The organism is Alkaliphilus flagellatus (assembly GCF_018919215.1).
Classification (GTDB): domain Bacteria; phylum Bacillota; class Clostridia; order Peptostreptococcales; family Natronincolaceae; genus Alkaliphilus_B; species Alkaliphilus_B flagellatus.
This window is the reverse complement of sequence record NZ_JAHLQK010000003.1, coordinates 37,666-52,516: the sequence shown is the minus strand read 5'-3', so window position 1 is coordinate 52,516 and position 14,851 is coordinate 37,666. Positions and strand designations below refer to the sequence as shown.

The following is a 14,851-nucleotide window of genomic DNA, read 5'->3' as shown; positions in this document are numbered from 1 at the left end:
TTATTTTTAATATAGTTTTAAATACTGTAAATATTAAGTAGTCTATAAGGGAATCTTAATAAATCTATAAGCCGTTGTTTACACAAAAAATATTCAATTTTATTAGAATTATGTTGTAAGATAATATTGTAATTTGCATTTAAGGAGGAATATTAAAATGAGAGCTGATAGACAAAAATATAAAAGAAAAAAGAGAAAAATAAAATGTGTTCTATCAATACTATGTGTATGTGCGGTATGTATCATAGCTTTATTTTTGCCAAATAGTCTAATAAGTAAAAATAACCAACAAATAGAATCACCTGTAAAAACCCAAGAAACAAGAATTTACAAGGAAATTAACCAGATTGCAACTGATGGCTTGTATAGTTCAAACGCCATTCTCATTTCTTTAGATGATTATGGGATATTATTAAATAAATCATCTGATGAAAGAATCTACCCAGCATCCCTTACAAAAATTATGACAGCAATACTAGCAATTGAAAATCTACCAGATTTAGACGAAATAATCCATCTGTCAGAAGATATGTTTCAGGAATTGTATTCTAAAAATGCTTCTATGGCAGGTTTTTTACCCAATGAAAAGGTAGCAGCAATCGATTTAATTTATGGAGTCTTATTACCATCTGGAGCAGAAAGCTCTATCGGGTTAGCTGATGCAATCGCAGGTTCAGAAGAAAATTATGTAAGTTTAATGAATAAAAAGGCTAAAAAATTAGGAATGAATAATACTCATTTTACTAATTCTACAGGACTACATGATACCAATCATTATAGCACTGTAAATGATATTGCAAAATTACTGGAATATGCATTGCGAAACGATACATTTCGAGAAGTATATACCTCAAAACGTTATACGACAAAAGCAACGAATCTTCACCCCGATGGAATCACTTTTCAAAGCACGATGTTCAAAAAAATGGATACACAAGATGTAAATAACGGTATTATCGAAGGTGGAAAAACTGGTTATACGGAAGAAGCCCAACTATGCCTTGCTAGTTTGGCAAAAATAGATGGCAAGGAATATATTTTGGTGACTGCTAATGCAGATGGAAATCCTCAGACGGAGCAGTTCAATATTTTGGATGCATTTACTGTCTATAATCAAATTTTCAAAAACAATGATTACTAAAAATATTAAGTGTTTCATAAGTAATTGTAGGTGTTAAAAAAAGTTTGATCAAAATTTAGCTCTTTGGCATTTTACCCACATTCATTTTTTTAAAAAAGTTTGATCATTTTATTTAATATATCTTTTTTTGTCCCGTAGATAAATCAGTTGTACTGAAGTATCCATTTCTTATCTCTACTTTGCCTTCTAGGTCTAATTAATCTTTTATAAGAAGAAAACGTGGCAAATATGTAATTTTCCATATCTGAGCCACGTTTTTATCCTATTGCAGTTTTTACACGAATCGTTTCCGTACCCCTACAAAGGTACAGGGAGCTTAATGCCATAACGTTGCTATAAAATTGTAAGTCAATGTAGTTGCTAGAGTATTATACAGTGGAAATTCACATGGAAATCATAGAGCTACAATCACAGGCTAAATAAGAAAAAAAGCTTCCTTATGAAGACTGTTTCATTCTTATGTATCCTGTGAGGATATCCATTTATTAATCATAAAACCCTAAAATCTTTCATACTTTCTCCAAGAATATAGTGTGAAAACCACATCAAATTCTGCTTCATAATAGCCACATTAATTCCTGGCTGGTCAGAACTATATGCCATTCCTTTAAATATAATTAATTCTGTATCAACTTCCATATCCCTTAATCCTTGATATAGCTCATATGCATTTGGAGCTGGAACTCTTGCATCCTTTTCGCCATGTTGGATTAAGGTGGGAGTACAGGCTGATTTAATATATGTCATTGGTGATGTTTTAGTATATATCTCTGGATCATTCCATGGATTATTTCCTAAATACATCCTAATAAAGTAAGGTATATCTGTATTTACATAATGGGTACTCCAATTAGTAATTCCACCTCCAACTGAAATAGCTTTAAATCTACTACTAAATGTAGAACAGAAAGCTGATATATATCCCCCGTTGCTCCATCCCATAACCCCTACTCTATCTTTATCTGCAATCCCTTTGTCAACTAGTTTATCCACTCCAGATATAACATCATCGTAGTTAGCAATTCCCAGTTTTCTATAGTTTGCTTTTAAGAATTCATTACCATAACCAGAACTTCCCCTGTAGTTTGGTTCTAAAACTATAAAGCCTTTTTCGATAAACTGTTCAATAGGATATTTCTCATTAAAACAGTCTGAAAATATTGGAAAGGATGCCCAATCCGGACCACCATGGATTACCACTAATAAGGGATATTTTTTATTTGCGTCAAACTCTACTGGGGTTGATAAAACTCCCTCTATTTCAAGACCATCACTACTTTGCCATGAGATTATTTCCCTGTTACTTTTAAGCTTTTCTTTGAAAAAGCTATTTTCATTCGTTATTTTTTTATCGTCTAAATAGATTTCAAAGGTTTCATTTGTTATAGCCTTATTATAGGATATATGATTTCCATCCCTTGTTATAGAAGCATCCATTATAAAGCTATCTACTTTTTCGCTTAACATTTCCACAGTGCCATTCTCAGATAGCAACCCAATAAGATAATTAGTTTTATTCTGCCATCTAATTAAAATTCCTTTATTTGTCCATCGTAATGGAATAACCGTACTATCAAAATCTGTCAAAGGGTGAATTAGCTCTCCACTATTAATATCGTATATCTCTAGTGTACTGTCTTGTATATGGGTCTTATAGTAATCCTTCTCCCTTATGCTTGCTGAATAACATATTTTAGTGCCTTCAGGAGAAAAGCAAACTCTCCCTCCCAACAACTTATCTATATTCATCTTTTGTAGCTCTCCAGCTTTAATATCTAGTATGTATAGATCTCCATTAATATAATCTCCCATATTTGGGCTTGGTGTAGCCATAAATACAACCTTTTTCCCATCATTTGAAATATCAAATTCATGGATATGAAAATCCTTACCATCAGTTAGTTGATAAACAACGCTATTTTCGTGTTCATCTTTATCCTTACCAGCACTATCAGAATTTTCTGGGTGTTCATATTTATTATTTTGTATCATTTTTTCTATTTCAATGTAATATAAACAATTATTCTGGTATTCCTTGTCTATATGATGGAAATCTCCATATAGTTTCTTACGTTTCTTTATCGACTCAGATTCTTTTGACTGTGCAACATAATAAAAGCCCTTGCCAGTAGGCTCCCATTTGAATTTACTGACCCCTTCTTCCTCATCAGTAATTTGAACCCCACTATAACCATCTATTGACTTAACAAAGATCTGATTTTTCTTATTATCCCCGTCACCAACTGGGCTAAGGTATGCGATATCTCTAGAATCTGGAGACCATAATGGGTATGTACTATCTATATCCCTAGTCGTTAATGGGTAACACTGCCCCTTATCTTTTTCATATATCCATACATGATTCCTATATTTATTGTCTTTCCAGTTAGTTGTCTTCTTAACAAATGCTACGTTTTTGCCATCATCACTTATGATTGTACTTGATAAAGTTGGTAATGAAATAATCTCTTCTATACTTAGATATGTTTTTTCATTCATTTTCATTAATAAACCCCCTCGTAACTATCTATCTCTAAATCTGATAAAAACTCATGCTGTCTATTAGTTTTAATTCCTTTTAGCCTTGTTGCTCTTCCCAAAGATGGGACATCCTGACTCTTTATCCATGGTTTATAATTTTATCCAACTCCTTGCCCCCTACCCTCATCTATATATTTTTTTATTTTATCCTCATTTATATTTCTTTTTCTTTTAGACAAAAAAATCACCTCTCTATGGTATATGTTACCATAAAGAGATGATTTCGATTTAACTTTTTTAAAACAGTTTAACTTTTTTTAAAAACTACAAAATGTTTATAATTCACTCCACACTACTCCACAGTAACGGATTTTGCCAAGTTCCTTGGTTTATCTACATCACAATTTTTTCCTAAGGCTACATAATAGGATATTAACTGTAGCGGAATAATCGATAGTATACCTATAATATCATCCATGGTATCAGGTATATAGATTACTTTATCTGCAGACTTTTCTATTGAAGTATTCCCTTCCTTTGAAACTGCTATTATATATCCTCCCCTTGCTTTTACTTCTCTTATATTGCTTATCATCTTATCATAAAGATTATCTTGAGTAGCTAGGGCTATAACAGGCGTTCCCTCTTCTATTAATGCTAAGGTACCATGTTTTAACTCTCCTGCTGCCATAGCTTCTGAATGTATATAGGATACCTCTTTTAATTTTAAAGAACCCTCCATAGCTACATTGTAGTCTATTCCTCTTCCTATAAAAAATATATCATCCTGATTCATCATATTGGATGCAATATCCTTTACTTTGAAAATATCATTTAATATATAATCAACCTTTTCAGGCAGTTTTATGACCTCTTTCAAAATAGTATTATATTCACTATCACTTATATTTTCATTTAATTTTCCTAGATATAAGGCTATAATAATAAAAGCAGCTACTTGGGTTGTATAAGCCTTTGTTGAAGCTACTGCTATTTCTGGCCCTGCCCATGTATAAAATACATCATCAGCTTCTCTAGCTATAGAACTTCCTACCACATTACATAGAGCTAATGTTCGTGCACCTTTTTCCTTTGCAAGTCTTAATGCAGCCAACGTGTCCGCTGTTTCACCAGATTGACTTACAACTATCATTAAAGTTTTTTCATCTATAAATGGATTATTATATCTAAACTCTGACGCTACATCTGTTAACACAGGTATTTTAGCATACTTTTCTATTAAACTTTTTCCTACTATTCCAGCATGGTAAGCTGTACCGCAGGCAACTATATATATTTTATTTATATTCTTTATATATTCCTTTGTAATATTAATATTATCTAATTTAATACTACCATCCTTTGTTATCCTTGGAGAAATTGTATCCCTTAATGCCTTTGGCTGTTCAAATATTTCTTTTATCATAAAGTGGTCATAGCCACCTTTTTCTGCCTGACTTATATCCCAAGTTACATTATAAATTTCCTTTTCTATTACATTACCTTTAAAATCCATAATGGATATATTATCTTTCTCTAATACCGCCATTTCTTCATTTTCTAATAAATATATTTTTCTTGTATAGTTTATAACTGCAGGTATATCTGATGCTATGAAGTTTTCACCTTCTCCTACACCGATGATTAGAGGACTATCTTTTCTTACAGCAATTAACTTTTCAGGTTCTTCCTTCGACATTACTACAATAGCAAATGCTCCTTCTAATCTTTCTATTGCCTTTTTTATTGCATCTAATAAATTTCCATTGTAGTAATAATCTATAAGGTGAGGAATAACCTCCGTATCAGTTTCTGATAAAAACTCATATCCCTTTCCTTGAAGCTCTTCCCTCAACTGATTAAAGTTCTCGATTATACCATTATGAACTACAGATATAGTTTTAGATGGATTTAGATGAGGATGGGAATTTCTATCTGATGGTTCTCCATGAGTGGCCCATCTTGTATGGCCTATCCCTAAGTTTCCTTTTATATTGACTTCCTTTATATTTTCTTTTAATATAGCTAGTCTACCTTTATATTTTTTCATTTCTATATTATTATTGTCGTTCAGTATAGCTATACCAGCTGAGTCATAACCTCTATATTCTAATTTTTCTAATCCGTCGATTAATACATTTACAGAGTCTCTATTTCCTATATATCCTACTATTCCACACATATTATCACCTTTTTCTATTTGATTTTAACCTTGTATTCTTTACAATCACTCATTAGCAAAGTTCAAACAAAGACTTTATCTTGCCTAGACCTTTGTTTATATTACCCATTAATCATTCTTTATATATCTTTCTATTTAGTTGAACAATAGTATCCATCAATTACTACAATTTAATTTTGTTGAAATATACAACCATTGGTATAAAAAATATTTTATCACAAACATTTATCCTTTAAAAGTAAAAAAGAGGATTTTTATGGAATCTTTAATTATACTTATATAACAAATATTTGTATTACTACCTTAAGAATACAGTAAGATATAAAAAAGCCACCCTATATCTATGTTAGATTCGAATTGAGTGGCTTATTTTATATAAAATTAATACTTATCAAAATTAGATGTATACTTTTATTTACTTTTTAATCATAATTTTAGATTTTAAATGTTTTTCCAAAAAGATATACTTTAAAATTATGTTATCTAACTTTCTACTTAAATCTAATATATCTTCTTTTACATTATTTTTTTCCACAGAAACTAAAGCATTTAATCTGTCTTTCATTTTCTCCATGTCTTTCTTCAATTCTAATAATTCATTATACTCTTTACTAATAACAATTCCTTTATTGTCATACTTGTTTCTATTCATTAAAATAGCCCCCCAAAAATCTTTTTATACTTATTCCCTATGCTCTATTTTTTATTTTCTGTATTTTGACCAGTATTCATTAAAAGAATATTTTCTATCATATCCTTGTATTTTGATCCTGATCTTTCCCCATATAAAATCATGCTAAGATATGCTTCTGATGTTCCAACCTTTTTTGCCAGTGTTTTTTGTGTCATATTTAAATAAAATAATCGTTTCTTAACTTGCTCTCCAAAGTTAGTTAACTTTCTTTTTCTCACACAAAATCATCCCCCTGTTACATAACAAAATCTATCATTCTCTTTTATAAGATATTTATGATACAATAATAAAGATTAAAAGTTAATCATAAATCAATGTTATCTCTTTTATCAGATAAAGTCAAATGTTTTTGATAGTTTTTTCTGATAAAAGATAATTTGTAGAAGGAGGTATTTTAATGGATACTATAGGAAAAAGAATTCGCTTTGCACGTAAAGCTAATAATTTAACTTTAATTGATATAAACAAAATTACTGGATTATCTACTGGTAATCTTAGTGAACTTGAAAATGATAAGTTTCTACCCTCCGCAAATGCTTTAATACAATTTAAAAAAATATTTAATATATCTATAGACTGGATATTAACTGGCGAAGAGCCTGATCCTAACTTAAGTCTTCAAAGTATTAAGGAAACAAAAGAAGAGTATTTCTCTAGTCAATATACGGAAGATGAAAAACAGCTAATTGAATCCTATAGAAAATTAGACGATAAAAGCAAACAAAATCTTTGGGGTTACTTAAATGTAGTTATTTCTTCTTATAATAAGTAATGTTTTTTTATGACATAATGATTAATTATTAATCATTATATTTCTCTTTTAAAAAGATTTTTTAAATTTTTGCTTCTTTCTAAGCATTAATTACCAATAAAAAACTCCTACAGACATTTATAGTATTGTCTTTAGGAGTCTTTGACTTTACACAATTTTTATGGACTCAATCAACATTTCATTTATCTTGATTTTAATCGATTATTCTTATGAGAAAATTTATATTTCAACTTTTATAAAAATTTTTAATATCTCTGTTAATATTAATTTATTGATATGTAATCTATATTCTCTATCTTCTATCTTTAAAATTCTTTTATCTGCTACTTCTATAAGTATATCCGGATCAATATTTTTGACTTCTTTCCCTAATAGTGTACTGTATTTTTCTTTTATAGCTTTTTCTATTTCTATTTCATCTATCTCATCCATTTCATCTCCATCGAAAATTAAAATTATTTCTATATCCTTAAGTATAATATTTTGAGTATTAATTGATTTTTCTAATTTTTCAAGTCGAGCATTTTTATCTTGAATGGTTGTTTCGAGGTATGCGATTTTTTTATAATGCATATCCATTCTATAACTAACTATAATAGATAAGATAGCTGTGCCTATTAATATACCAGTTACTAAACCTGCTATAAAACATAAAATAAATTTTTGACCCTTATTTTTTAATTGCCCCATATTTCGCCACACCTCTGGATCAACTTAATAAAACTATATCCTGTATTTGCTCCTAACAGAGCTACTAGTATATATATAATCTGCTTTATAATAGATTTGAGCTCGCCTTCAAATAGACCTTTCTCTATTACCGCAAAAGAAGAAAACGTTCCACCAATAGCAATTGCCATTGCCCATATTTTAATAGAACTAGATATATTAAGCATAAGCTTAAGTGGTGGATAATCCGTTATGATAGCTCCTATACCTGCAAAAACACTTGCTCCAATCACTACGCCAAAAGCAATTAAAAAGTTATGTACTATACTGGTATAAAAATTAGACAATTTAATCACCATACCTTACAAAATATCTTCTACTTTTAACTTCATAAAATAAACCCTTGTTATTTTTAATAATAGTCATTATAAAGATCTCTTTTTACAAGATATGATAAGAATACTGCCTTTATGTAAACTTAATCTATGAATTTTTAAGTTTATATTTAAAATAACTAATTTATAAAAAATAGTGCACTTATCTTCAATTCCTTTAAAATATAGTTAAATGAATAACATAATATAAAAGAAATTAAATTAAGTGCACATTAATAATATCTATTCTTAAATTAATAAACATCTACCAAGTTTTTATAAAAATAATTTTAGTAAATATTCAGCCTGTTTATGCGATTGCATCTATATCAATGTTCTTAATACTAATAGAATTATAACCTTTTTGTTTTGCTCTCGTAGACGATAAACTTGCGATATTAACCATGTTAATTATTAATTCTAAAATATTGTCTACTTTTTTATTATGTGTGCTACAACCTGTAATACCAATTGATGCAGAAACTTGTATATTATCAGGGAAAATGTATGAGTTTATAGCCTTTATGATATTCTGAGCAAGTCTTTTACTATCATCTATAGAATATGGGGTTACTACTGCAAATTCATCTCCTGCATATCTGCACAAATAAGAATCTTTGTTAATACTTTTTTTCAATATATCTGCTACTTTTTTCAATACGGAATCTCCAATTATATGTCCATATTTTTTATCTATATATCCAAAATTATCTAAGTCAATAAATATTATAGATATATTATCCTCACTTTTAAAAAGATTATATGCATTGTAAAAAATATAATCACTTTTATATAGTCCTGTTAATAGATCAACAGATTTTCCTAATTCTATACTTAAGATCATCCTAGTTAAGTATCCTATAATCTCATTTTCATCCTGCACAAATATAACTTCAATACCTTTATTTAACTCAAATATTTTTTTTGTTTCCCATACAGATGTAGAAAAATCAACACAAATATATTTATCAGACATAACATCAGCAGCTATTCTATTAGGGTGGGCAACTACAAGTTCTTTCTCTGTAATTACGCCCACAATTTTATCGTTATCATAAACAGAGAAACATTTTATACTTTGTTCATAAAAGATATTTTGGATTTTTTTTACGCCAGTTAAAACATCAACTTTCATTAATTTCTTTTCTGATATATTTAAAACTTTTTTTACCATAAATCAATAGATTTGCTAACATTAAGAGTTATTCGTATCTGAGCTCTTATAATCATAGTATCGTTAGCAATTTTTCCTCCTTCCTCCATTATCATTTTAATGAGTTTATCTTGAGGAAGCATATTTAATAAAGATTTTCTTACCACAATTGCTTCAAAATACCTATCTTCAATTCTTACTATTTCATATTGATCTGGAGATAATATATCTACCATTCTTCTTGCTGCCTCTGGTCCAATTGGAGCCCGTTTTCCAACTATTAATACATCTTGCATAGGAGGTACTTCGAACTCAGAAAAACGCATATTAATTTCTGCTTTTTTGTTTCCTTCAATTCTACTTTCCAAGGATCTATCACCTTCCCTATAACTTGTAAATTATTTCTATTGCTTTGTTTAAATTCTTTATTTTATATGTTAAGCCTCCCTGTCATTGAATTGTTGCAGAACTAAAAACAAAAATCTTTTTCCAACAAAAATAAAAATGGTGATATAAACTAAATTTTATTAATTTGATGCCTTAACTAGCTCTAGCATAAAACCTTATTTTTGTCCTGTTTTTTTAATATTATTCCTTATCAAATAATATATTAATTTATCAATAGGACTTTTATCTTATTTTATCAAAAATTATTAAATTTTTGTGGATTTTGTTTTTACATTTTTCGACATTCTATATTTCAAAGACTTTATATAAAATAGAACTCATCCAGTTTAGAATAATTTATATTTATATATTTAAACTATAAATTATTTTTTTAATGATTTTATACATGTATAATAAAACATTCTTTTAAGTTTACCCATATATATATCATTAAATCTTTATATTTTAAGATTATTTAAATTATATAATATAGTTCTAGTAAAAACTAATATAAGTCAGTTAACTCAAAGATGGATCATAGTATGAATAAGAGTAAATAAAATTTTAATATATGAAATTGATAATACGGAAAAAACATGATTTAATGAGGGTTGTATACTGCATTAAACCATGTTTTTTGATAGACTTTTCTTATTTTAAAAATCGAGATTTGTTTCCATATTTTTAGCCCTCCAATATGTAACAGCATTAATTTTACTAATATATCAATTTTCTATTCTAATGCTGTTTTTAAAGCTATTTCAACCATATTGTTAAAGGTTTCTTGCCTTTCTTGAGCTGTTGTAAGCTCTTTTGTTATAACACTGTCACTCACTGTTAAAATTGATAATGCTTTTACGTTATACTTGGATGCTACTGTATATAATTCAGCTGTTTCCATTTCAACAACTAATGTTCCATATTTTGCCCACATTTTCCATGCATCTGGATTGTCCCCATAAAATAAATCACTTGTAAGTACATTTCCTACTTTTACATTCATACCTAGGTCTTTTGAAATACCATGTGCTTTATTAAGAAGCTCAAAATTGGCTGTAGGTGCATAATCAAGTCCACTAAATCTAACTTTATTTGCACCAGAGTTAGTGGAAGCACTCATCGCCAATACAACATCTCTAACTTTTATATCTTCCTGCATTGAGCCACATGTACCAATTCTTATCAGATTTTTTACATCATAACTTTGTATTAATTCATTTACATATATAGATATTGAAGGTATTCCCATACCTGTTCCTTGAACAGATACTCTTTTCCCTTTATATGTTCCTGTATACCCGTACATTCCTCTTACTTCGTTATAACATACTGCATCTGCTAAAAAATTCTCAGCTATATATTTAGCTCTTAATGGATCTCCCGGTAATAAAATTGTTTCAGCTATATCTCCTTTTTTTGCTCCTATATGAATACTCATGCTAATTCCTCCTCTTAATATTTAGATTTCATATTTCTTATTGTTAATCAATATCTTTCAGATAATTTTTCATGCAATCGCCATTTTGGAGGTTCTCCATTATCTCCCCAATACTCTACTATTTCTTCTATTAAATTATTATTTACTTTGAAAAATGATGTTACATAAAAACTTGCAGTATTTTCAGAGTTAAATATTTTAGCAACTGAAATAACAGTCTCACCACACACATATAACTTCTCTAAATCAACATACCACCTATCTGGATATTTTTTATTAAATTCTATATATTTTCTTTTGCCTTTAAAAACTTCTTTTGTATTTGGTAACCATATACTTGCATCATCACTTATTAATTCATTAAGGCTATCAAAGTCTGCATTATGTATATACTCCCAGAATAATTTAACTACATTCTCACCCATATTAGTTCCTCCTTTAAGTGTAATTAAATTTTTCAGTAAATTAATGAACAATATTTTACTACTCAATATATAAGTATTACGAATTAACTTTGGATTTTACTAGCCAAATTATAGATATAAAATAACCTATTATAGGAGAAATTCCATACTCCATCAATGAACCAAAAAATTTCCAAATAACGTATAAATTAAAATAATTATAAAATAGATACCAATACATAACCAATGTATCATTTATAAATCTATACTTAACCTAATCATATCAACACATTCTATTCCATTTTCTATTATTTTATCTGTATAATGCTTTTTAAAAAAATCTCTATCTATACCAACTATACGAAATCCACATTTTTGATAAAGTGCTAATTGAGATATGCTGGAATTTCCTGTCCCGACTTCCAAAACCTTTACCTTATCTTTCTTTGCCATATCTATTGCATTAAATATTAATATCTTGCCTATCCCTTTGCCTTGATATTCCTCAATAACTGCAATATTTACAAGTTCCAAAGTTAATGGTCTTGTTCTTATCATTACATAGGCTCCAATAATAATATTATTAATATATGCAGCATAACAGCTTCCCCTATATATATAATCATTAATTGTTTCAATTGATGGATCTGCCAAAAGAAGTAAATCATATGGGATCTTTTCATCACTGCTTAACTTTTTTATAATAATGTCATTCATATGTTCCCCTCCATATCTCTCATTTAACTTTTAATCTTACGAAAAATATAAGCAACAAAAAATCTCCTATTATCTTGACTTTCAGTATACTTAATTAAGTCAAATAACTTATTTATATAGTATAATTTCAAATGTCTCATACACTATAACTATTCTTTATATAATTTTATTTCCCTCCTATATATTTTTTTATCTTTATTTACTGTGACTACTATCTTAATGTCTTTAAAGAATTATAGTATAAAATCTAGAATCATGATTTCTTATCAGAAATATAAAAACCCCCACAGAATCACTCATAAAAGTGAGTCTGAAGGGTTATAACCTTTTGTGTAGGCGTTTTTTATAAATTATTGATTTTGCTAGATTTGTATAGACTTTTTTATTTTACAATATAAAAAATTATATATCTATATTCATAATTAAATATATAAATCCATTAGTATTTCATCATCAAAACTACCATTTACATTAAAGTAATTTTTATGTAATCCAATTTTTTGAAAACCAAATTTCTCATACAGTATAATTGCATTCTTGTTGCTTGCCCTAACACCTAGACTTATATTTCTTATTGTACCATATTCCTTTGCAAATCTTATTAATTCTTGCATCATTGCACTGCCAATTCCATTTCCCCAATAATCTTTTCTAACTGAAATAGCAATTTCGCTATTATGGGCTATTCTTTTTCTATTTGAACTACTAATCTGTGCAATACTAACAATGTTATCCTCTACAATGCCTAGAACCATAAGTACATTTGGATTATTATTTAAATTTATAATATATTCCTTCTCCTGCTCGATAGTAAGATGAAACTCATCTTTACCGAATAATAGGTTGTCACTTTCTCCACCAACAATATTAAGGTATTCAATAATCTTTTCGGCATCCTCTATCATAGGTTTCCTTAAAATTAACTGATTACCATTTTTTAATTGTTTTTCATTTAAAATATAACTTGATAAATCCTTACTCATAAATATTTTCCTCTTTTCACACATTATTTTTATACCAATCCACTAATAAAGTCTCCTACTTGAACCTTATAATCAAGTAATCATCATAGTGCTGAAACCCTAATGCAGTATAGGCCTTGACAGCAGGTATATTATTCTTTTTGACAGAAAGAGTTGGTACCTTATTTTTTGCAATAATTCTACTACACATTTCAGATACAATTGCTTTACAGTACCCTTTACCTCTTTCGTCTTTAATTGTATATACACCGCCAATCTGGTTAATTTGTGGTGTATATGTCTGCACACATGCTTGTGCTACCATTTTACCGTCCTTTTCTGCAATAATAAATTCCTCCTCTTCTCCTCTTTGTATTAAGGTCTTTCTTATGTCTTCCCTCGTTGCAAACTGATTAAATCCATTTATACGACCATCTAAAATAAAATCAACTACATCTTCACTACTTATTCCATCTGCATTTATAAAATCTACTCCACCTAATATAAAAGGTTTAAAATTCCTGTTTGTAAAATAAGAACTTTCATCATATCCCTTAATTTCTTTATAACTTTTTATCTCTTCATATAAGGGTTTTATGACATTTTCCATGCCCAGTAAAAATTCAAATTTTCTATCCTTCATAATTTCTGCAAATAAAGGTACAGCAGCGGCATCTTCGTAATGAGGTATACAACTACCAAGATTATAGAAAGGTAAGATGCCTTTTAATACCTCTCCATTAAAGAATCCATAGTAATCTGCACATCTTCTTATGTCCTGTATATTATCAACACCAAATTCAATAATATTTGCATATAAAAATGATGTTTCAATCTCATTTCTTTGAAGATATTCCAGAATGATTTTTTTATCATCCTGTGTAAGTAATTTAATCATCAATACTCCCCCTAAAAATTTTATACTTTATTGTACAATAAAAAACCCCTCAGAATCACTCGTCAGAGTGACTCCGAAGGGTTATAGCCATTCGTGTAGGACTTTCATAATCCCTATGCTGCTCACACATAAATGCTTAAGCATACTCACTTTTTATGTATTATTACATATATTTTCCATATTGTCAACTTAGTTTTGACCATTTATTTGCAATGTTTTTTACATATTTAATAAAAATGTAAAAGAGTTCATTATATACTTTATCTAATTACTTACTATTTGTTTTCAAGTTGATCAATTGCTAGACAAATTAAACCAATAGATAATAAACTTATGGCATTTTTACCTTCAAGTGGTTTTATAATATTTAAAACAAGTGTTGCAACCCCCATTGCTAATCCAATTGCCTTAAAAATAATTCTTCTAAAATTTTTATTCATTATTTCCCCCTCCTAAAAATAAGATTTTATTTTACTAATATAAGTCTTTCATGCTTTTTTGACATTTTAACTCTCCTAGATAATTTTTGTTACATAATATTTTACTACTACTCAGTATATAAAGAACCTGCACTGTTTC

16 protein-coding genes are annotated in these 14,851 nt (G+C 28.6%); 2 read left to right on the top strand and 14 right to left on the bottom strand.

The genetic code is table 11. The annotated features are described in order from the left end of the window. The first annotated feature begins 157 nt into the window (after window positions 1-157). The gene (locus KQI88_RS07910; RefSeq protein ID WP_216416036.1) at window positions 158-1,141 is read left to right on the top strand and encodes a D-alanyl-D-alanine carboxypeptidase family protein; all 984 of its coding nucleotides are present in this window, start codon (window positions 158-160) and stop codon (window positions 1,139-1,141) included. Window positions 1,142-1,630: 489 nt separating this feature from the next. Here the strand turns inward: KQI88_RS07910 and KQI88_RS07905 are convergent, their stop codons facing one another. The 4 genes from KQI88_RS07905 to KQI88_RS07890 form a co-directional block, all read right to left on the bottom strand. Beyond that, entirely contained in the window at window positions 1,631-3,646 is a 2,016-nt protein-coding gene (locus tag KQI88_RS07905) for a S9 family peptidase (protein ID WP_216416034.1), read from the bottom strand. A 328-nt stretch (window positions 3,647-3,974) separates the two neighbouring features. After that, window positions 3,975-5,804, bottom strand: a complete 1,830-nt coding sequence (glmS, locus tag KQI88_RS07900) for a glutamine--fructose-6-phosphate transaminase (isomerizing) (protein ID WP_216416031.1) — start codon at window positions 5,802-5,804, stop codon at window positions 3,975-3,977. 415 nt (window positions 5,805-6,219) lie between these two features. Next, the gene (locus tag KQI88_RS07895) at window positions 6,220-6,456 is read right to left on the bottom strand and encodes a Spo0E family sporulation regulatory protein-aspartic acid phosphatase (protein ID WP_216416030.1); all 237 of its coding nucleotides are present in this window, start codon (window positions 6,454-6,456) and stop codon (window positions 6,220-6,222) included. Window positions 6,457-6,500: 44 nt separating this feature from the next. Continuing rightward, on the bottom strand, window positions 6,501-6,716 hold the full coding sequence (locus KQI88_RS07890; protein WP_216416028.1) for a helix-turn-helix domain-containing protein: 216 nt from the start codon (window positions 6,714-6,716) through the stop codon (window positions 6,501-6,503). Window positions 6,717-6,895: 179 nt separating this feature from the next. On the opposite strand from KQI88_RS07890, the gene KQI88_RS07885 reads away from it, so the two are divergent. After that, the gene (locus tag KQI88_RS07885) at window positions 6,896-7,270 is read left to right on the top strand and encodes a helix-turn-helix domain-containing protein (RefSeq protein WP_216416026.1); all 375 of its coding nucleotides are present in this window, start codon (window positions 6,896-6,898) and stop codon (window positions 7,268-7,270) included. A gap of 219 nt (window positions 7,271-7,489) precedes the next feature. Here KQI88_RS07885 and KQI88_RS07880 read toward each other — a convergent pair whose 3' ends face one another. The 10 genes from KQI88_RS07880 to KQI88_RS07835 all read right to left on the bottom strand — a co-directional run bounded on the left by KQI88_RS07880 (window position 7,490) and on the right by KQI88_RS07835 (window position 14,712). Then, window positions 7,490-7,960, bottom strand: a complete 471-nt coding sequence (locus KQI88_RS07880; protein ID WP_216416024.1) for a hypothetical protein — start codon at window positions 7,958-7,960, stop codon at window positions 7,490-7,492. Beyond that, window positions 7,948-8,286 carry a YtrH family sporulation protein gene (locus KQI88_RS07875; protein WP_216416022.1) on the bottom strand — a complete coding sequence of 113 codons (339 nt, stop codon included), beginning with the start codon at window positions 8,284-8,286 and terminating at the stop codon, window positions 7,948-7,950. Before KQI88_RS07875 ends, KQI88_RS07880 begins: the two co-directional genes overlap by 13 nt. 337 nt (window positions 8,287-8,623) lie before the next feature. After that, window positions 8,624-9,448 (bottom strand): diguanylate cyclase, encoded by an 825-nt coding sequence (locus KQI88_RS07870; RefSeq protein ID WP_246579198.1) that lies wholly within the window; start codon window positions 9,446-9,448, stop codon window positions 8,624-8,626. Window positions 9,449-9,480: 32 nt separating this feature from the next. Further along, window positions 9,481-9,834, bottom strand: a complete 354-nt coding sequence (locus KQI88_RS07865) for a hypothetical protein (protein ID WP_212381023.1) — start codon at window positions 9,832-9,834, stop codon at window positions 9,481-9,483. A gap of 752 nt (window positions 9,835-10,586) precedes the next feature. Further along, window positions 10,587-11,291, bottom strand: a complete 705-nt coding sequence (gene deoD, locus KQI88_RS07860; protein WP_216416018.1) for a purine-nucleoside phosphorylase — start codon at window positions 11,289-11,291, stop codon at window positions 10,587-10,589. A 47-nt stretch (window positions 11,292-11,338) separates the two neighbouring features. Further along, window positions 11,339-11,716: a nuclear transport factor 2 family protein gene (locus KQI88_RS07855; protein ID WP_216416015.1), complete on the bottom strand. Its 378-nt coding sequence runs from the start codon at window positions 11,714-11,716 to the stop codon at window positions 11,339-11,341. A 234-nt stretch (window positions 11,717-11,950) separates the two neighbouring features. Then, window positions 11,951-12,412 (bottom strand): GNAT family N-acetyltransferase, encoded by a 462-nt coding sequence (locus KQI88_RS07850; protein WP_216416013.1) that lies wholly within the window; start codon window positions 12,410-12,412, stop codon window positions 11,951-11,953. Window positions 12,413-12,834: 422 nt separating this feature from the next. Further along, window positions 12,835-13,395, bottom strand: coding sequence for a GNAT family N-acetyltransferase (locus tag KQI88_RS07845; RefSeq protein WP_216416011.1), 561 nt, complete (start codon window positions 13,393-13,395; stop codon window positions 12,835-12,837). A gap of 55 nt (window positions 13,396-13,450) precedes the next feature. After that, a complete protein-coding gene (locus KQI88_RS07840) occupies window positions 13,451-14,272 on the bottom strand; it encodes a GNAT family N-acetyltransferase (RefSeq protein ID WP_216416009.1) in 822 nt (273 codons plus the stop codon). Between the two features lie 275 nt (window positions 14,273-14,547). Continuing rightward, window positions 14,548-14,712: a hypothetical protein gene (locus tag KQI88_RS07835; protein WP_216416007.1), complete on the bottom strand. Its 165-nt coding sequence runs from the start codon at window positions 14,710-14,712 to the stop codon at window positions 14,548-14,550. Window positions 14,713-14,851 lie beyond the last annotated feature (139 nt).